The sequence below is a fragment of the Micromonospora wenchangensis genome (assembly GCF_002210435.1).
In the GTDB taxonomy this organism is placed as follows: domain Bacteria; phylum Actinomycetota; class Actinomycetes; order Mycobacteriales; family Micromonosporaceae; genus Micromonospora; species Micromonospora wenchangensis.
The window spans coordinates 1-18,025 of sequence record NZ_MZMV01000098.1 but is presented as its reverse complement, the minus strand read 5'-3'; the positions used below and the strand labels follow the sequence as shown (position 1 = coordinate 18,025).

General features: G+C 74.0%; 18 protein-coding genes and 2 tRNA genes. 8 read left to right on the top strand and 12 right to left on the bottom strand.

Annotated features, from left to right (window positions below; all coding sequences use genetic code 11):
• Positions 1–282: 282 nt before the first annotated feature.
• The 4 genes from B5D80_RS31185 (at position 283) to B5D80_RS31170 (ending at position 3,098) form a co-directional block, all read left to right on the top strand.
• Positions 283–840 carry an AMIN-like domain-containing (lipo)protein gene (locus B5D80_RS31185; protein WP_088647515.1) on the top strand — a complete coding sequence of 186 codons (558 nt, stop codon included), beginning with the start codon at positions 283–285 and terminating at the stop codon, positions 838–840.
• Between the two features lie 108 nt (positions 841–948).
• On the top strand, positions 949–1,629 hold the full coding sequence (locus tag B5D80_RS31180; RefSeq protein ID WP_088647510.1) for a response regulator transcription factor: 681 nt from the start codon (positions 949–951) through the stop codon (positions 1,627–1,629).
• A 38-nt stretch (positions 1,630–1,667) separates the two neighbouring features.
• Positions 1,668–2,621, top strand: coding sequence for an AraC-like ligand-binding domain-containing protein (locus B5D80_RS31175; protein WP_088647509.1), 954 nt, complete (start codon positions 1,668–1,670; stop codon positions 2,619–2,621).
• Positions 2,622–2,636: 15 nt separating this feature from the next.
• Positions 2,637–3,098 (top strand): cupin domain-containing protein, encoded by a 462-nt coding sequence (locus B5D80_RS31170; RefSeq protein WP_088647508.1) that lies wholly within the window; start codon positions 2,637–2,639, stop codon positions 3,096–3,098.
• A gap of 32 nt (positions 3,099–3,130) precedes the next feature.
• Here the strand turns inward: B5D80_RS31170 and B5D80_RS31165 are convergent.
• The 4 genes from B5D80_RS31165 to B5D80_RS31150 all read right to left on the bottom strand — a co-directional run bounded on the left by B5D80_RS31165 (position 3,131) and on the right by B5D80_RS31150 (position 5,395).
• A tRNA-Arg gene (locus B5D80_RS31165) sits at positions 3,131–3,203 on the bottom strand.
• Positions 3,204–3,234: 31 nt separating this feature from the next.
• Entirely contained in the window at positions 3,235–4,434 is a 1,200-nt protein-coding gene (locus B5D80_RS31160) for an RtcB family protein (RefSeq protein WP_088647507.1), read from the bottom strand.
• 24 nt (positions 4,435–4,458) lie between these two features.
• A tRNA-Trp gene (locus B5D80_RS31155) sits at positions 4,459–4,531 on the bottom strand.
• A 291-nt stretch (positions 4,532–4,822) separates the two neighbouring features.
• On the bottom strand, positions 4,823–5,395 hold the full coding sequence (locus B5D80_RS31150; RefSeq protein ID WP_088647506.1) for a hypothetical protein: 573 nt from the start codon (positions 5,393–5,395) through the stop codon (positions 4,823–4,825).
• Between the two features lie 71 nt (positions 5,396–5,466).
• Here B5D80_RS31150 and B5D80_RS31145 point away from each other — a divergent pair, with 71 nt between their 5' ends.
• Complete coding sequence (locus B5D80_RS31145; protein ID WP_088647514.1) at positions 5,467–6,243, top strand: alpha/beta hydrolase; 777 nt, start codon at positions 5,467–5,469, stop codon at positions 6,241–6,243.
• A gap of 32 nt (positions 6,244–6,275) precedes the next feature.
• Here B5D80_RS31145 and B5D80_RS31140 read toward each other — a convergent pair whose 3' ends face one another.
• The 3 genes from B5D80_RS31140 to B5D80_RS31130 all read right to left on the bottom strand — a co-directional run bounded on the left by B5D80_RS31140 (position 6,276) and on the right by B5D80_RS31130 (position 8,992).
• A complete protein-coding gene (locus B5D80_RS31140; protein ID WP_088647505.1) occupies positions 6,276–6,782 on the bottom strand; it encodes a DinB family protein in 507 nt (168 codons plus the stop codon).
• 138 nt (positions 6,783–6,920) lie between these two features.
• Positions 6,921–7,763, bottom strand: a complete 843-nt coding sequence (locus tag B5D80_RS31135) for a M15 family metallopeptidase (protein ID WP_245855092.1) — start codon at positions 7,761–7,763, stop codon at positions 6,921–6,923.
• Positions 7,760–8,992 (bottom strand): D-alanyl-D-alanine carboxypeptidase family protein, encoded by a 1,233-nt coding sequence (locus B5D80_RS31130; protein ID WP_088647503.1) that lies wholly within the window; start codon positions 8,990–8,992, stop codon positions 7,760–7,762. The genes B5D80_RS31135 and B5D80_RS31130 overlap by 4 nt, the downstream gene beginning before the upstream one ends.
• A gap of 158 nt (positions 8,993–9,150) precedes the next feature.
• On the opposite strand from B5D80_RS31130, the gene B5D80_RS31125 reads away from it, so the two are divergent.
• Complete coding sequence (locus B5D80_RS31125; protein WP_088647513.1) at positions 9,151–9,381, top strand: hypothetical protein; 231 nt, start codon at positions 9,151–9,153, stop codon at positions 9,379–9,381.
• Between the two features lie 77 nt (positions 9,382–9,458).
• On the opposite strand, the gene B5D80_RS31120 is transcribed toward B5D80_RS31125, so the two are convergent.
• Together B5D80_RS31120 and B5D80_RS31115 are read right to left on the bottom strand one after the other, a co-directional pair.
• Positions 9,459–10,238: a peptidylprolyl isomerase gene (locus tag B5D80_RS31120; protein ID WP_245855091.1), complete on the bottom strand. Its 780-nt coding sequence runs from the start codon at positions 10,236–10,238 to the stop codon at positions 9,459–9,461.
• Positions 10,239–10,389: 151 nt separating this feature from the next.
• Positions 10,390–11,640, bottom strand: coding sequence for a D-alanyl-D-alanine carboxypeptidase family protein (locus tag B5D80_RS31115; RefSeq protein WP_088647502.1), 1,251 nt, complete (start codon positions 11,638–11,640; stop codon positions 10,390–10,392).
• Between the two features lie 352 nt (positions 11,641–11,992).
• On the opposite strand from B5D80_RS31115, the gene B5D80_RS31110 reads away from it, so the two are divergent.
• Entirely contained in the window at positions 11,993–13,147 is a 1,155-nt protein-coding gene (locus tag B5D80_RS31110) for a hypothetical protein (protein WP_088647501.1), read from the top strand.
• 101 nt (positions 13,148–13,248) lie between these two features.
• Here the strand turns inward: B5D80_RS31110 and B5D80_RS31105 are convergent, their stop codons facing one another.
• The gene (locus tag B5D80_RS31105; protein WP_088647500.1) at positions 13,249–13,983 is read right to left on the bottom strand and encodes a MerR family transcriptional regulator; all 735 of its coding nucleotides are present in this window, start codon (positions 13,981–13,983) and stop codon (positions 13,249–13,251) included.
• 141 nt (positions 13,984–14,124) lie between these two features.
• Here B5D80_RS31105 and B5D80_RS31100 point away from each other — a divergent pair, with 141 nt between their 5' ends.
• Entirely contained in the window at positions 14,125–16,401 is a 2,277-nt protein-coding gene (locus B5D80_RS31100) for an ATP-binding cassette domain-containing protein (RefSeq protein ID WP_088647499.1), read from the top strand.
• 81 nt (positions 16,402–16,482) lie between these two features.
• On the opposite strand, the gene B5D80_RS31095 is transcribed toward B5D80_RS31100, so the two are convergent.
• Together B5D80_RS31095 and B5D80_RS31090 are read right to left on the bottom strand one after the other, a co-directional pair.
• A complete protein-coding gene (locus B5D80_RS31095) occupies positions 16,483–16,896 on the bottom strand; it encodes a protein-tyrosine phosphatase family protein (protein WP_088647498.1) in 414 nt (137 codons plus the stop codon).
• A gap of 540 nt (positions 16,897–17,436) precedes the next feature.
• Entirely contained in the window at positions 17,437–18,015 is a 579-nt protein-coding gene (locus B5D80_RS31090) for a hypothetical protein (protein ID WP_088647511.1), read from the bottom strand.
• Positions 18,016–18,025: the final 10 nt, after the last annotated feature.

Here is an 18,025-nt window from a genome sequence, read left to right as displayed (position 1 = left end):
GGCGAGACCCGCACCCGCCCCGCCGCCCGCGCCGCCCTGGCCGCCGTGCTCCGCGCCGGCCCCACCCCGGCCGACGTCGCCCGTCTCGCCGCCACCATCGGGCTGACCCGCCCTGACCAGGATGGAGCGAGCAGCCCGCCGGGCCGCGACCCCGGGTGAGCCGAGATGCAGGGCGGCGTTGTTGCCCGGCTGTTACCTGCCGGTGGGGCCACTGTGGCCCGTCCGGTGGACCGTCGACCGGACCGGCCGTCCCGGGCCGGAAACGTCGAGCGGGAGGACACCATGCGTTCCACCAGGACCCTGACGGCGGTCACGGCCGTGCTGGCCGTGCTGCTCATCACCGTCGGTACGGCGACCGCCGCCGGCCGGCTCCGCACCGCCGCCGCACCCTACTGCGGGATCACCTGGGGCAGCGCCGGCAGGACCGGCGGCGGCCTGAACCCGGCCCCGCTGCTCACCACCCGCACCGGGCAGCAGGACTGCTACGACCGGCTGGTCTTCGAGTTCGACGGGTCCGCCGACGGCTACTCGGTCGGTTACGGCGACGTGTTCACCGAGGGGCAGGGGCTGCCGGTGTCGCCGTACACGGCGGGCGGGGCGGTGCTGCGGGTGCAGTTGCGGGAGCCGGCGGTCGGCTACCCGTACCGGGCCGGCGACCACGTGGCGACGGTGCTCGGCTACCGCACCCTGCGTGACGTCGTCTACGGCGGCACCTTCGAGGGCTACAGCACCTTCGCCGTCGGCGTCCGGGCGCAGTTGCCGTTCCGGGTGCTGCTGCTCGCCGGCCCCGGCACGCACAGCCGGATCGTGCTCGACGTGGCGCACCAGTGGCAGGAGTGACGGCGGCGGCGACCGCCCGGCGGGCCGGGGACCGACGTCGATCGGCTCCCGGCACCGGCCGTTGCGCCGGGTCGGGACGGGCCACCCCGGGACTACCCTGGGAACACCATGGACGGCCGGGTGCTGCTGGTCGAGGACGATGCCTCCATTCGGGAGGTCACCGCCCTCGGTCTGCGCCGGGCCGGGTTCCGGGTCAGCACCGCCGCCGACGGGCGGGCCGCGCTCGCCGCCTGGCGGGCCGGGCTGATCGACCTGATCATTCTGGACACGCTGCTGCCCGGCCTGGACGGCCTCGAGGTCTGCCGGGAGATCCGGCGCAGCAGCCAGGTGCCGATCCTGCTGTTGACCGCCAGCACCGACACCGTCGACGTGGTGGTCGGCCTGGAGTGCGGCGCGGACGACTGCCTGCGTAAGCCGTTCGACCTGTCGGAACTGGTGGCCCGGGTCCGGGCGGCGCTGCGCCGGGGCCACGCCGTGCCCACCGAACCCGTGCTGACCGTCGGGCCGCTGGAGGTCGACCCGGCCCGCTTCGTAGCGCGCCGCGACGGACGGGAACTGACGCTCACCGCCACCGAGTTCCGGCTGCTGACCGAGCTGGCCCGCCGGCCCGGTCAGGTGTTCACCCGGGAGGTGCTGCTGGACCGGGTGTGGCGGCACTCCCACCTCGGCGACTCCCGCCTGGTCGACGTGGCGGTGCAGCGGTTGCGCGCCAAGGTCGACCACGACCCGGCCGCCTCCCGGCTGCTGCGCACCGTACGCGGGGTCGGCTACAAACTCGACGCGGCGTGACCCCCTCCCGCCTCAGGGGCCGCCGTTACCGTTGACGGGTGGTCGGCAATCGAGAGACGTTCCGGGACGAGCTGGTCGCCTGCGGGTTTCCGCCGCTGGTCAACAGACTGGCCGAGGCCGGCTTCCAGGGCCGGGTCGCCACCCGCGACCTCGGGCCGCTGCGGCTGGTCTCCCTGGCCACGCCCGCGAGCGCGTGTGTCGGGCGGGAACGCGACGCCTCCGACGGCGGGAACCTGGCGGTCAAGGTGATGACCCGGGGTCGGACGCGGATCGAGCAGGGGCGGGGCACCGCCGAACTCGGGCCGGCCGACCTGGTGCTGCTCGACCCGACGCGCGCTCTCCGGTTCGAGAGCACCGCCTCGGCGCACGTCACCATCCTGGTTCCACGCCGGGAGCTGCGGATGCGGCCCGCGCAGATCGACCGGCTCGTCGGCGTACGCATCGACGGCAGCCACGGTCCGGGCGCGCTCGTGTCGGTGCTGGCCCGGGAGTCGGCGCGGTCGGCGACCGGGTTGCGCGAGGCGGCGGCGCTGCGGTCGGCGGCGGCCGTCGTCGAGCTGATCGCGGTCGCGCTGGAGGCCCGGCTGGGCGACGGGCAACCGGCCCCGGACGAGCGGCTGCGGAACCGGATCGCCGGCTACATCGAGGCCCGGCTGGCCGACCCCGGTCTGTCCCCGCCCGGCATCGCCGCCGCCCACCACATCTCCGTACGCCGGCTGCACAAGCTGTTCGAGGACCAGCCGTTCACCGTCGCGGCCCTGATCCGCCGTCGCCGCCTGGAGCGCTGCCGGGCCGAGCTGGCCGCAGGCGGCCGCACGGTCACCGCCGTGGCCACCCGGTGGGGATTCTCCGACCCCGCCCACTTCAGCAAGCTCTTCACGGCGACGTACGGCTACAACGCCCGCGCACTGATCGCCAACAACCGTGCACGGACCACCAAGACGCGCACCACGACACCGGAACAGGATGGTGGTCACCAAGGCAGGCAGTAGCGATGGGAGGAAGTCGTGGCGAAGGTGAACATCGTCCGCCCCGGTGAGGGCGAGATCCTCGGCAGCGGGGCGCAGCAGATCCGCATCCTGGAGAACGGCGAGCACACCGAGCACCGGCTGGGGTTCGCCGAGGTCACCATCCCGCCGGGCACCCCGAGCCCGTTGCAGCACCGCCACGCCCAGCACGACGAGGGTTTCTACGTGCTGGCGGGGACGTTCCGGTTCACCGTCGGCGAGGACCACTACGACGCCGGACCGGGCACCTGGGTCATCGTGCCGACCGGGGCGCCGCACACGTTCGCCAACGTCGGCGAGGGGAACGCGGTCATGCTGAACACGTTCACCCCGGACCTGTACGTGCAGTACTTCCGCGACTTCAAGGCCATGATCGACTCCGGGCGGCCGGTCAACGCCGAGACCATGGCACCGCTGTGGAAGACCTACGCCACCGAGATCTCGACCGAGTACGCCTCGTGAGGCGCACCCGGCCCGACCACCCCGGTGGTCCGTGCCCCGACCAGGATTCGAACCTGGGCTCTCCGGTTTCGTAGACCGGCGCGCTGTCCGCTGCGCCACCGGGGCTCACGGCCGACGCCCGGGGGCGTCGGCCGGTCTAACCCTTCACACAGACCACCTGCTTGAGGTGGGCCACCACCTCGACCAGGTCGTCCTGCTGCGCCATCACCGCGGTGATGTCCTTGTACGCGCCGGGGATCTCGTCGACCACCCCGGTGTCCTTGCGGCACTCCACCCCGGCGGTCTGCACCGCCAGGTCGTCGACGGTGAACGTGCGCTTCGCCTGCGCCCGCGACATCCGCCGGCCGGCCCCGTGCGACGCCGAGCAGTACGCGTCCGGGTTCCCCCGGCCCCGCACGATGTACGACCCGGTGCCCATCGACCCCGGGATGATGCCCAGGTCCCCCCGGCCGGCCCGGATCGCGCCCTTGCGGGTCACCAGCACGTCCACCCCGTCGTAGTGCTCCTCGGCCACGTAGTTGTGGTGGCAGGAGATCGGCTCACCGTAGCTGACCTGCGGGAAGGCGTCCCGCACCACGCCGCACAGCAGGGCCAGCATGACCGCCCGGTTGCGCCGCGCGTACTCCTGCGCCCACCACAGGTCCCGCCGGTACGCGTCCATCTCCGGGGTGCCGGCGAGGAACACCGCCAGGTCCCGGTCGGGCAGGTCGGCGTTGTGCGGCAGGGCACGGGCCACCCCGATGTGCCGCTCGGCCAGCTCCTTGCCGATGTTGCGGGAACCGGAGTGCAGCATCAGCCAGACCTGCCCGGCGTCCGGGCCGTCCTGCTCGACGCAAACCTCGATGAAGTGGTTGCCCCCACCGAGGGTGCCGAGCTGGTGCCGGGCCCGGCTCTCCAGCTGCGCCACCCGGCGGTCCAGGGTGGCGAACCGGGCCCAGAAGTCGTCCCAGCCGCGCTGCTCCAGACCCCGCACCCGACGCGGGTCGACCGGGTCGTCCCGCTTGGCGAAGCCGACCGGCACGACCGCCTCGATCGCCGAGCGCAGCGACGCGAGGTCGTCGGGCAGGTCGGCGGCGGTGAGCGAGGTGCGTACCGCGCTCATCCCGCAGCCGATGTCCACCCCGACGGCGGCCGGCGAGACGGCCTGCCGCATCGCGATCACCGAGCCGACGGTGGCGCCCTTGCCGTAGTGCACGTCCGGCATCACGGCGACGCCCTGCACCCAGGGCAGCGCGCCGATGTTGCGCAACTGCTGCGCGGCCTGCGGCTCGATGCCGTACGGGTCGGTCCAGACCCGTACCGGCGCCTTCGTGCCCGGCAGCGGGGTGAATGCCATGGTCGTTCTCCTCGTTGGTGGGAGCAGGGGTGACAGGATTCGAACCTGCGACCGTCGGGTTTGGAATCCGGTGCTCTACCCGTTGAGCTACACCCCTCGGCGGGTGTCGGGGATCGAAAAAGCCGCCCGGTCCCCTGGTGGGGTGGGCGGCTGCGCAGGTCGCGCTGGCGCTATCCGCGCCGCCACCCCGATCGCCACCGACACCCCCGGGCCTGTTCGCCGGCTGGCAACAGCACGCCGCCGCGCGGCGTGAACCGCGTGGTCGACGTGCTGAGGTACGGCGACACGGTGTGCTCCCCGGTTGGTCGGTGTTGGCGTCGACGTCGAACCTAGGCGGACGCCCGCACCGCCGCAAACGATATCCGTCCTCGCCCGGGTGGCGGTCCGGTTATCGTAGGTCGCACATGGTGGAGATCGGGTCGAGCCAGAGGCTGCCCACGATGACGATCGGGTAGCGGACCTCCCGGACCTGTCCGTCGGCGGTCTCGACGGAGAACCGCACCGACAGCGGCTCCACCGTGGGTGCCTCCCCGCACCGGAACTGCACCACCACGTCGATCCCGCCGGTGCCGCCGGGCCGGATCAGCCGGGTCCGGCCGAGATCGCGGACGACGACGGTGGGGCTGTCGGCCTGGACCGACCGTACCGTGACCGGGGACGGCCCGGCGTTGACCACCGCCAGTGACCCTTCGAGCCGGGCCCGGCCGCCGGAGTTCACCCCGCTGCCGCCCATGGCGGCCGGCATGGCGACCAGGCTGACCGCCGATTCCCGCTCCTGCCGGGCGCGTGCCTCCTGTGACCGGTCGACGCCCCAGCCACCCAGCACGAGGCCGGCCACGAAGGCGGCCACCAGGCCGAGGACGAACCGGGGTCGGGCGGAACGGCGGGCACGGGCACCGGCCGGCCCGAGGGACCCGGGCCGAGGCGCGTCCAGGTCGATCACGGCATCCTCGGCGGACATGGCGACAGCCTAGGGTGTCCAAACGGCGCGGGCGTGTCCGCCCCGGCCGGCAGACGGTACGGTCCATGGCCATGGCTCTGATGCGGTGCGAGTTCGACTCCGAGGCCCTGGGCATGAGCACGTCGATGACGGTGATCCTGCCGCAACCCGACCCGGCACGGCCGGAGCCCACCGACGCGGGCCCGCCGGTGCTCTACCTGTTGCACGGGCTCAGCGACGACGACACCGCCTGGACCCGCCAGACCTCGATCGAGCGGTACGTGTCGGCGCTGGGGCTGGCCGTGGTGATGCCCCAGGCCGGACGCAGCTTCTATGCCGACGAGAAGCACGGCAACCGGTACTGGACGTTCCTCACCGACGAGCTGCCCCGGGTCTGCCGGTCGTTCTTCCGGCTCTCCGACCGCCGGGAGGACACCTTTGTCGCCGGGCTGTCGATGGGCGGCTACGGCGCGGTGAAGTGGGCGCTGCGGCAGCCGGAACGGTTCGCCGCCGCGGCCAGCCTGTCCGGGGCGCTCAACGTCGCCCACCGCCGGCACGCCCCGGACCGTCCGCTCGACCCGGACGTCTGGCACACCGTCTGGGGCGACGCCCCGACGGCCGGCCCCGACGACGACACCGTGGCGCTGGTGGGCCGGGCCGGGGCCGACACTCCCCCGCTCTACGTCGCCTGCGGCACCGAGGACTTCCTGTACGACGACAACGAGCGTTTCGTCGCGGCGGCCCGGGACCGGGGCGTGCCGGTGACCGTGGACTTCTCTCCAGGCGACCACGACTGGCCGTACTGGGACGCCACGATCCGCGACGTGCTGGCCTGGCTGCCGCTGCGCACCCGGCCGGCCGCCGGCTGAGCGGCCGGGGCGGGCACGGCCGGGTCGGCGGGTCAGACGCCCACGCTGCCGTCGACGGCCTCCCGCAGCAGGTCGGCGTGGCCGTTGTGCCTGGCGTACTCGTGCATCATGTGCAGCATCACCAGACGCAGCGACACGTCCTCGCCCCAGCGCGCCTGGTGACCGGTGACGTCGAGCGAGGCCGCCGCCCGCTCGATCCGCCGGGAGTGCTCCACCTCCCGCTGCCACGCCGCGAACGCCTCCGCGCCGGTCGACCCGCTCGGGTCGTACGCCCGCTGGTAGTCGCCGGTGTCCGACCAGAGCAGCGGCACGTCCTCGGCGTCGATCACCCGCCGGAACCAGGCGCGTTCCACCTCGGCGAGGTGCCGCAGCAGGCCGAGCAGGGTCAGGTCGGACGTCGGCACCGCCCGCTGGCGCAACTCGTCGTCGGTCAGCCCCTCGCACTTCATGGCGAGGGTGGCCCGGTGGAAGTCGAGGAAGGCGCGCAGCGTCTCCCGCTCCCCGGCACGCAGCGGCGGGCCGATCCGTTCGGTGGTCATGTCGAGGGTCCTCCGGGGGACGGGGTCGCCCCGGGCGGGCGGCCGGGAGCCGTCGGGCAGCCTAGCGGTCTGCGGCTGCCGACCCACCGGAGTTTCACCGGCCGGCGGTAACCGCCCCGGAGGTGGCGACCGGGCCGGTCAGCGGGGCAGGGACGTACGGGCCACCGGGAAGTCGAAGTAGGTGTCGGGGTAGGGCTCGTCGGCGTACCGGTAGTGCCACCACTCCCGGTCGTAGTTGACGAAGCCCTCCTGCGTCATCAGGCGTTCCAGCAGTTGCCTGTTGCTCCGGGCGGCACCGGTGACCCGGGCGTCGGCGGTGTGCGCGAGCGGATCGAAGCAGTCGAATCCGGTGCCCATGTCGAGGGTGCCGTCGGCGAACCGCCGGTCGGCCGGGTCGGTGCAGGCCACCAGCGGCTGACCCGGGGCGTACGAGGCGCGGGGCGGGGCCGGGCGGGACTCCAGGGTCAGGTCGACGGTGCTGCCCCGGCTGTGCGCGGTGGGCGCGCCGAGGTAGCCGTCGGTGAACAGCCTCGACTTGGCCACCCGGGGATAGAACTCCGCCTTCGTCTGCTGTGCGGCGGGGTCCCTCGCCCAGCGGACGAACGCGTCGGCGGCGCGGGTCGGCCGGTAGCAGTCGTACACCCGCAGGCTCAGCCGCTGGGCGCGGGCGGCGTCCTGCACCCGGCGCAACGCCTCGGCGGCGGGCCGGGTGAGCAGGCACAGCGGCTCGTCGTAGCCGTCCACCCGACGTCCGACGAAGTTGTGCGGGCCGGCGTAGCGGATGTCGACGACGATGCTCGGGTCGACCTCGGACAGCAGCACCACGTCGGCCGGGGCGCGCGGGCCGGTCGGGGTGGGCACGGCGGCGCTCGGCACCGGCGCGGGCTGCGGCGGCCGGCCACAGCCCGCCGTGGCGAGCACCGCCGCCGCGACCAGCAACCGGAGCGGCACCCACCGGGGGCGGTCCGCGCCGGGTCTCACCGTCGTCGGCGTCCGTGGTCGGGTCGGTGGCGCAGGGCGAGCAGCAGCCCGGCGAGCCCGGCCACGACGGCGGCCAGGGAGACCGCGAACAGCGGACGTGACCAGGGGTGGCCGACCGGGTCGAGCCGGCCCGGCCCACCGGCGGCGGCCAGTGCGGGCGGGGTGGCGGTGGCGGACGCGGACGGGCCGGCGGTCAGCTCGCCCGGGTTGACCAGCCGGCCGACCGCCGCGCCCCGGGGCACCCCGAAGCCCCAGTCGAGCAGGGCCGCGCCCTGCTCCCAGCCCCGTTTGTCGAGCACCTCCGCGCCGAGCAGGGTGACCACCAGCCGCCGGCCGTTGCGCTCGGCGGCACCGACGTAGCTGTGCCGGGCCAGGTCCGTGTAGCCGGTCTTGCCGCCCAGCGCCCCCGGGTAGCGGTAGAGCAGCTGGTTGTCGTTCTGGATCGGGAACGCCTTCTCGCCGAGCGCCGGCTGGGCGGGGATCGTCGTCTCCCGGGTGGTGTCGTAGCGGCGGAAGGTGGCGTCGGCGAAGCAGGCACGGGCGATCAGCGCCAGGTCGTAGGCGCTGGTGAACTGGCCCGGCCCGTCCAGCCCCGACGGGGTCACCGCGTGGGTCTGCAACGCGCCGAGCTGCCGGGCGTGCTCGTTCATCGCCCGCAGCCCGCCGGGCAGCCCGTCGGGGCCGCCGCCGAGGCGGGCCAGCGCGTTGGCCGCCTCGTTGCCGGATTTCAGCAGCAGGCCCAACCAGAGGGTCTCGATCCGGTACCGGCCGCCCTCGGCGAAGCCCACGGCGGAGCTGCCCGGCTCGATGTCGAGGTCGCCGTGGGTGAGGGTGACCGTCCGGCGGGGGTCGAGCTTCGGCAGCACGGTCGCGGCGAGCAGCAGCTTCTGCACGCTGGCCGGGGTGCCGTACTCGTGCGGGCCGCAGCCGCCGAGCACGTCGCCGCTGTCCAGGTCGGCGACCAGCCAGGAGGTGGCCGCGACGGCGGGCGGCCGGGGTGTCCCGGCCGGTCGGACCTGTTCCGTGGTGGCCAGGGCGGGGCCGCCGACCGCGCGGGCGGCCGGGTCCGCGTGGGGCGGGACCGGCCGGGGTGGCCGGGACACGGCCGGCACCGGCGCGCACGGGCCGGTGGTGACCGCCCCGGCGGCGTCCGCCGCACCGGCGGGTGCGACGACCGGCGACAGCAGCAGGGCGGCGATGACGGCGGCGGTACGTCCCCGAACTCTCACGCTGACGAAGGTAGTGACACCCGCCCCGGTGGTCCGGCGATCCGGCGAATCCCACCCGCCGGGCGCGGCCGGGCCGCTAACATGCCGCCGGGCGGCGGGAGGTGTCGACGGGGGTGGATGGGGGTAGCGGAGGGTAGGCCCCGGTGAAGGAGGAGACCATGACCGACCCCCGTTACGCCCCGATCGGCCTCGCGGCCGGTGGTGACCTGGTCGACGTCGACGACGTCGACACCCGTCCCGTGGTGGGTGCGGACGACGCCCGCGCCGACGCCGCCCGTGCCGGCGCTGACGTGGACCTGTCCGACGCCGCCCGCGACGGCGACGGCGTGCCGGTCGGTGCGGCCGACGCGGACGCCGACCGGGCCCGGGCGGCAGGCGAGCAGGACTGAGCGTCGGGTGGGGGTGGTCGCCCACCCCCGCCCGGCGTCACACCCGGCCGGCCCGCGGACGGGCCGGCCGGCGTCGTTCAGTGGCCCCGGATCGCGCGGTGGATCTGCACCGGCAGGGCCGGGGCGCCGTCCACCGGCGCCGGGTCCTCGGGGGTGGGCGCGATGCCACCGGCGGCGATCCGGTCGAGGGTGGCCAGCCCGGCCGCGTCGATGCTGCCGAACACGGTGTAGTTGGGGCGCAGCGCCGAGTCCGACTGGACCAGGAAGAACTGGCTGCCGTTGGTGTCCGGCCCGGCGTTGGCCATGGCGAGCGTGCCCCGGGCGTAGAGCCGGCGAACCCCGGTGGGGTCGGTCGGCGCGGGTGGCAGGTCGGTGGGCAGCTCGTCGCGGTAGCGGTAGCCCGGCCCGCCCTCACCGGTGCCGGACGGGTCGCCGCACTGGAGCACCTGCAACGTCGGGTACGCGGTCAGCCGGTGGCAGGGCGTCCAGTCGTAGAACCGGTGCTTCGCCAGGTGCAGGAAGCTCTGCACGGTGCACGGGGCCTGCTCGCGGTCCAGGGTCAGCCCGATCGGTCCCTGGCTGGTGCGCAGGGTGACCCGGACCGTGCCGTCGTCGGGCGTCCGGCGCGGGTCCGGCGGCAGCGGCACCGGCCGGGCCGGTGGTTCGTCGGGCGTGGACGTGTACGCGCACGGCCCCTTCGTGGTCCGGGCGGCGGCCGGCCCGTCGGCGGGCGCGGCGACGGCGGCGGTGCCACCGGCGACGACCAGCGCGGCCGAGGCCAGGGCCGCCCCGGCGAGGCGGGCCAGCCGGCCGTGGGGGCGCGACCCGGCGGCGGACGGTCGGGGTTCACTCGACACTGATGGTCCTCCTGGACTCGTGGTACCGGAGAGACGACGGGTACCGGAACGACCGGAGTCTATGGAGCCGGCCACCGGTTGTCGACGCCGGCCGATCCCGGCGGGTCGCGACCGTCGACACGCGGCGGAGGTGCCGTGCGGGTGCTCGCCGTCAGTCCCAGGCGACCCGCCGCCGGGCCCGGCGGCGGGTCCGCCGCCGACGGCCGACCGCGAGCAGGACGGCCAGCACGCCGACCAGTCCGGCCGCCCCGCCGACCACCGCCCCGCCGAGCCAGTGCGGCGCGCCGGTCGCCGGGCGGGGGGCGGTCGGCGCGGCGGCCACCGGGGCGGACGGTGTGGCCGACGGGCTGGCGGCGGTCAGCTCACCGGGCTCGACCAGTCGCCCCACCGAGGCGTCCCGGGGCAGGCCGAAGCCCCAGTCGAGCAGCCGCGCCCCCTGTTCCCAGCCGCGTACCGGGCGGGCCTCCGCCCCGAGCAGGGTCACCACGAGTCGTCGCCCACCGCGCTCGGCGGCACCGACGTAGGTGTGCCGGGCCAGGTCGGTGAAGCCGGTCTTCCCGCCCAGCGCCCCCGGGTACCGGTAGATGAGCTGGTTCTCGTTCTGGATCTGGAAGCCTGGTTTGCGCAGTGCCGGCTGGGCCGGGATCTGGGTGCGTTCGGTCAGGGCGTACCGGCGGAAGGTGGGGTCGGCGAAACAGACCCGGGCGATCAGCGCCAGGTCGTACGCGCTGGTGAACTGGCCCGGACCGTCCAGCCCGGACGGGGTCACCGCGTGGGTCTGCCACGCCCCGAGCCGGCGGGCCTCGGCGTTCATCTCGCGGACCCCGGCGGCGGCGCTGCCCGCGCCCAGGCGGGCCAGCAGGTTCGCCGCGTCGTTGCCGGACTGGAGCAGCAGGCCGAGCCAGACGGTCTCGACCGGGTAGCGACCACGGTCGAGCAGGCCGACGGCGGAACTGCCGGGCTCGATGTCCAGGTCGGCGCGGGTGACCGTGGCCACCTGCTTCGGGTTCAGCTTCGGCAGCATGGTGGCGGCCAGCAGCAGCTTCTGCACGCTGGCCGGGGTGCCGTACTCGTGCGGGCCGCAGCCGCCGAGCACCGCCCCGGTGTCCAGGTCGGCGACGAGCCAGGAGGTCGCGGTGACCGGCGGCGGCGCGGGCACCCCGGGCGGCACGGTCAGCCCGGGGGTGGCCAGCGCCTTGCCCCCCACCCGCTGCTGCTCGGGCACGGCCGCGGGCGGCGCGGGTCGGGGCGGTCGGGTCACCTTCGGCGTCGGCAGCTTCGGGCACGGCACGACGGCGGCGGCCGACCCGGCGCGGGCCGCACCGCCCGCGGTGGCGGGCGTGGCCGGCACACCGGTGAGGAGTACGGCCGCGACGCCGGCGGCCAGGACCCGGGCTCTCATGGTGAGGCACCCTACCGAGGCGGCGACCGGGTTCCCCAGGGGGCGCGGCCGCCCGACGGGTGACCATGGATGATCATACAGTTACCCGAGGTAGCCAAAATCGGCCCCACGAAGTGCCGCCGGGACCGCTCCCACCCACATTGAGCTGCGGTTTCTCTGTCGACCACGGAGGGCGACCGAAAGCTCACCGGAATTCTTGAACGATCTTCGACCGGTCCCCGTATCCATCGCCGCAAGGACGGATCGGGCGGACGCCGACGGGCGTCGGACGCCCGGTCCGCCTTCCCCCAGCCACCGTCGGGCCACCGGACGCGATGCCGTCGCGACCCGCCGGAGATCAGAGGAGAGGTACATGGCCAGGCCAATGCGGAAGAATGCCGTCCTCAAGCTCGGCGGAGTGGGCGCCCTGGCGGTGCTGCTGCTGGGCGGCGGCCTGCAACTCGCCTCCGCCGGTGAGAACACCGGCAGCACCGCCGCGCAGACCGTCAACTGCCCGACGGTACGGGACAAGCTGCCGGCGGTCCCGGCGTCGGCCGCCGCCGGGGTGGAGCGGGAACTGGCCAACCTGGACGAGGAGATCGCCAGGCAGAACGAGCGGTTGGCGAAGCAGGCGGCCAACCCGCAGGGCGGCGCGAACTTCATCAACAACGCCATCCTCGGCCCGTTGAAGAGCAAGCGGGTCGCGGTGCTGGACCGTATCGAGATCAACTTCAACCGGGCCGGTGCCCAGCGACCCGACCTGGACGCCCTGGCCACCTGCGGCCTGAACGCCCCGGGTGTGGCCAGCGCGTTGAACAGCTCCGTCAAGGCCGGCAACGCCGCCACCGGCGGGAACAACACCACGGCCGCCGCCCAGACGGTGAACTGCCCGACGCCGCAGATCCCCGCCGTGCCCGCCCAGGCCGCCGCGAACGTCCAGGCCGAACTGGCCAACCTCGACAAGCAGATCAGCGAGGCCAACGCCCGACTCGCCCAGCAGGCCGCCAACCCCCAGGGCGGCGCCAACTTCATCAACAACGCCATCCTCGGCCCACTGAAGGACAAGCGCCAAGCCGCCCTCGACCGCATCGAGATCGCCTTCAACCGCGTCGGCGCACAGCGCCCCAACCTCGACAACTTCGCCGCCTGCGGGCTCAACGGCGCGGGTGCGGGCAACGCCGGCAACGGCAACGCGGGCGCGGGGAACGGCAACGCGGGCAACGGCAACGCCGGTGCCGCCCGGACGGTGAACTGCCCGACGCCGCAGATCCCCGCCGTACCGGCCCAGGCCGCCGCGAACGTCCAGGCCGAACTGGCCAACCTCGACAAGCAGATCAGCGAGGCCAACGCCCGACTCGCCCAGCAGGCCGCCAACCCCCAGGGCGGCGCCAACTTCATCAACAACGCCATCCTCGGCCCACTGAAGGACAAGCGCCAAGCCGCCCTCGACCGCATCGAGATCGCCTTCAACCGTGTCGGCGCACAGCGCCCCGACCTCGACAGCTTCGCCGCCTGCGGGCTGAACTGACTGTTGGGCACCGACGGCCCGGCGGATGATCCGCCGGGCCGTCCGGCTATTCGGGCACCGCCCACTCCGGCGGGCGGCCGGCACCGTCGGGACCGACCGGTTCAGCCGCCGTCGAGGGGTCGGGCCGGCTCACCGGTGGCGTCCAGGTAGTCGTAGAGCGCGGCGGAGGCCCGCAGCCGGCGCAGGCTGCGACGGTTCAGCTCCTGCTCCCGCCGGGCGAGTTCGGCGCGCACCCGGTCCGGCCGGCCGGTGCTGCGCAGCTCGTCGAGGACCGCCGTGATGATCTCGAACGGGTAGCCGCCCCGGCGCAGCAGCGCCACCACCTGCGCCGCCCGCGCCTCGGCCACGTCGTACACCCGGTAGCCGGTGCCCCGCTGCCGGTGCGGGCGGAGCAGACCGCGCTGCTCCCACAGGCGTAGCTGCGAGGTCCGCACCCCCACCTGGGCCGCCACCTCGCCGATCCGGGCGTCCCGGCGGGGCACGGCCGCCGGCCGGCCGCCCAGCACCGTCTCGAACGCGCCCAGCACCCGGGCGATCTCGGCCCGCTCGTGGTCCAGCTCGGCGTGCCCGGCGTCGAGTGCGGCGAGCGCCGCCGGCAGCTCACCCCGGTGCACGGCCGCCAGCACCTCCCGGGTACGCGCCCAGCCGTGCCCCTCGGCCATCCGGCGGGCCACCGCCAGGGCCCGGACGTGGCGGTCGGTGAAGATCCGGTAGCCGCTCGGGGTGCGGTCGGTCGGCGGCAGCACCCCGTCGGCCAGGTAGTTGCGCACCTGCTGGGTGGAGATGCCGGCGCTGGCCGCGACGTCGACCAGCCGCCACCGTCGCTCCCCCGTCACCCGGCCTCTCCCCACCGCTCGCGTTCCCGTCCACCCTAGTGGTTGTCACGTGGTTTGAGACTTCCCGTCATGTTGTCGGTCGATCGACGCGTGAGGTGCGGAGAAAGTCTCTACGTGAGCGTGAATGAGAAAATGGAAGGTATGGAGCAACCAGCGCAGTCCGCCGCCGACCACCACGACGTGATCGAGGTACGGGGGGCCCGGGAGAACAACCTCACCGGTGTCTCCGTCGACATACCCAAGCGACGGCTCACCGTCTTCACCGGGGTCTCCGGCTCGGGGAAGTCCTCCCTGGTGTTCGGCACCGTCGCCGCCGAGTCCCGCCGCCTCATCAACGAGACCTACAGTGCCTTCCTCCAGTCGTTCATGCCGAACCTGTCCCGCCCCGACGTCGACTCGCTGCGGAACCTGACCCCGGCGATCGTGGTCGACCAGGAGCGGATGGGGGCGAACTCCCGCTCCACCGTCGGCACCGCCACCGACGCGTACGCGCTGTTGCGGATCCTGTTCAGCAGGCTCGGCGAGCCGCACGTCGGCGGGGCCGGGGCGTTCAGCTTCAACCTCGCCGAGGGCATGTGCCCGACCTGCGAGGGGCTGGGCCGGGTCTCCGACCTCGACGTGTCGGCGATGGTGGACGTGGAACGCTCGCTCAACGACGGGGCGATCCTGGTGCCGAACTTCGCCGTGGACTCCTGGTACTGGCAGACCATCGTCGGGTCCGGCCTGTTCGACCCGGACGTCAAACTCCAGGACTTCACCCCGCAGCAGTGGGCGGACTTCCTGCACAAGCCGGCCACGAAGATCAAGGTCGGCGCCAACAGCTGGACGTACGAGGGGCTGGCGGTGAAGGTCCGCCGGCTCTACCTGGCCAAGGACCGGGAGTCCATGCAGCCGCACATCCGGGCCTTCGTGGACCGGGCGGTCGCCTTCGCCACCTGCACCGCCTGCGGCGGGGCCCGGCTCAACGCGGCGGCGCTGTCCTCGCGGATCGCCGGCCGGAACATCGCCGAGTGCACGGCCATGCAGATCACCGACCTGGCGGAGTTCGTCGGCGGGATCGACCCGCCGTCGGTGGCCCCGCTGGTGGCCGACCTGCGCGACACCCTGGACTCGATGGTGGAGATCGGCCTGGGCTACCTCAGCCTGGACCGGGAGTCCGGCACCCTGTCCGGTGGCGAGGCGCAGCGGGTGAAGATGGTCCGCCACCTCGGGTCCAGCCTCTCCGACGTGACGTACGTCTTCGACGAGCCGACGGTGGGGCTGCACCCGCACGACATCGCCCGGATGAACGACCTGCTGCTGCGGCTGCGCGACAAGGGCAACACGGTGCTGGTCGTCGAGCACAAGCCGGAGACGATCGCCATCGCCGACCACGTCGTCGACCTGGGGCCGGGCGCGGGCTCGGCCGGCGGGCGGATCTGCTACACCGGCGACGTCGCCGGGCTGCGCCGCTCCGACACCCTGACCGGTCGGCACCTCGACCACCGGGCGACCCTGCGTACGGCGTTCCGCCGGCCCACCGGCCACCTGGCGATCCGGGGGGCCGACCTGCACAACCTGCGGGACGTCGACGTCGACCTGCCGCTGGGGGTGCTCACCGTGGTCACCGGAGTGGCCGGGTCGGGCAAGAGTTCACTGATCCACGGTTCGCTGCCCCGCCGCGACGGCGTCGTGGTGGTCGACCAGTCCCCCATCCGGGGTTCCCGGCGCAGCAACCCGGCGACCTGGACGGGCCTGCTCGACCCGATCCGCACCGCGTTCGCCCGCGCCAACGGGGTAAAGGCCGCGCTGTTCAGCGCCAACTCCGAGGGTGCCTGCCCGACCTGCAAGGGGATCGGGCTGGTCTACACCGACCTGGCGACGATGGCGGCCGTCGCCAGCGTCTGCGAGGCGTGCGAGGGGCGGCGGTACACCCCCGAGGTGCTGACCTACACGTTGCGCGGGCGGAACATCAGCGAGGTGCTCGGCATGTCGGTGACCGAGGCCCGGGAGTTCTTCCCGTCCGGCCCGGCCCGGGTGGTGCTGGACCGGCTGACCGAGGTGGGCCTCGGCTACCTGACCCTGGGGCAGCCGCTGACCACCCTGTCCGGCGGGGAACGGCAACGGCTCAAGCTGGCCGTGCACATGGCGGAGAAGGCCGCCACCTACGTCCTGGACGAGCCGACCACCGGCCTGCACCTGGCCGACGTGGACCAACTGCTCGCCCTGCTGGACCGGCTGGTCGACGCCGGCAACACGGTGATCGTCATCGAGCACCACCAGGCGGTGATGGCGCACGCGGACTGGATCGTCGACCTGGGTCCCGGTGCCGGCCACGACGGCGGCCGGATCGTCTTCACCGGCACCCCCGCCGACCTGGTCGCGCACGGCGACACCCTGACCGCCCGGCACCTGCGCGAATACGTCGCCCCCCGCTGAGCGGGGCCACTCCCCCGCCCCCGCCGGTGGCCGGCCGTCGGGGGCGCGGTGGGGACGGGGTGGCGCGGCCGGGGCGCACGGTCAGTGGCTGGGGATCCGCCGCAGCCAGGCGCGCTGCCAGGGGGTCTCGACGGCTTTCGGATGGTAGCGGTCGCGGACCCACCGGACGGCGTCGCGGGCCGGCACCCCGTCGAGGATCGCCAGGGCGGCGAGGGTGGTGCCGGTCCGGCCGATCCCGCCCCGGCAGGCCACCTCCACCCGGTCGCCGGCCTGGGCGCGGCGCAGCGCCTCACGGAAGGCGTCCAGGGCGTCGGCCCGGTCGGTCGGCAACCAGAAGTCGGGCCACCGGATGCGCCGGTGCGCCCAGGCGGGGGTCGGGCCGGGCGCCAGGATCAGGGCGAAGTCGGCCGGTGACACCGCGTCGGCCACCCGGCGCCCGCGCACGGTCGCACCGCTGGGCAGGGTGACCACGCCGGTCGAGCTGGACCAGTCCACACCGTGATTCTGCCCGGTACGCACACAGCGCGCCGCCCCCGACCCTGGTGGGTCGGGGGCGGCGCGTGTCGGTGTGCGGGTCGCCTCTCGGCGCGTGGCGCAACGCGGCTCCAGCCGAACGGAACTCCGCGACGGCATTTCAGGTGAGGCCCGGGGACACCGAACACACCGACACCCCGCACAACGCGGCACCCCACCTACTCCTTCCCCACCCTCCGGTGACCCAGGTCACCATAGATCCGTCGGTCCGCTGTGGCCGGCTGACCGACGTGGCCGGCTGACCGACGCCGCTGACGGCTACGGCGACAGCGGGCTGGGCGAGGTCCGCCAGGGCAGCGCGGTCCCGGGTGCCCATGCCAGACGGCATCACCGCGTGGCCCTGTGTGGAGAGTTGTGGTGCCTGGGGCAGCAAGAAGTCCCCACGATCCGCACCGCCCGCCCGCCGATCCGCCGGCAGGCACCGAACCATCGGCAGGCACGGGTGGACGTGCCGATGGCCGGCACCCCGGGTGGGGTGCCGGCCATCGTGTCGTACGCGGGTCAGCTGTTCCAGTGCTGGGTGACGAGGTCGGCGGCCTGCTGTTCCCACTGGGCGTAGTGGTCGGGGTAGGCCGAGACCTGGACGGTCTGGGCGGCCTTGGTCAGGGGCATGTCCTGCCAGCCGTCGACCTGCTTGAGGCCCTTGAGGAACGCCAGGGTGGCGTACTCGGGGTCGGTGATCTGCTCGACGGTGCCCCAGCCGCTGGAGGGGCGCTGCTGGAACAGGCCCTGCGAGTCGTGGTCGTTACGGTCGCCGAGGTGGCCGAGGTTCTCCAGCTTGGACTCCTGGAGGCTGGTGGCGATCGACACGACCGCGGCGCGTTCGTCCATGCCGGCCTTCTTGGTGGCGGCGATGATCGCCTTGGCGTTGCTGGTCTGCTCGTCGTTGAGGTCGATGTGGGACTGGTCGCCCTGTACGCCGTGGGGGATCAGCTTGGCGGTGTCGACGGCCGGCTTGTCGGCCTGGATGGCGGCGACGGGGCGGGTGTCGAGGGTGGGGGTGTCGTGGTTGAGCGGTCCGGCGGCCAGGCCGCCGGCGACGGCGAGGCCGGCGATGCCGAGGATGCTCTTGCGCAGGATGGTGGTGTTC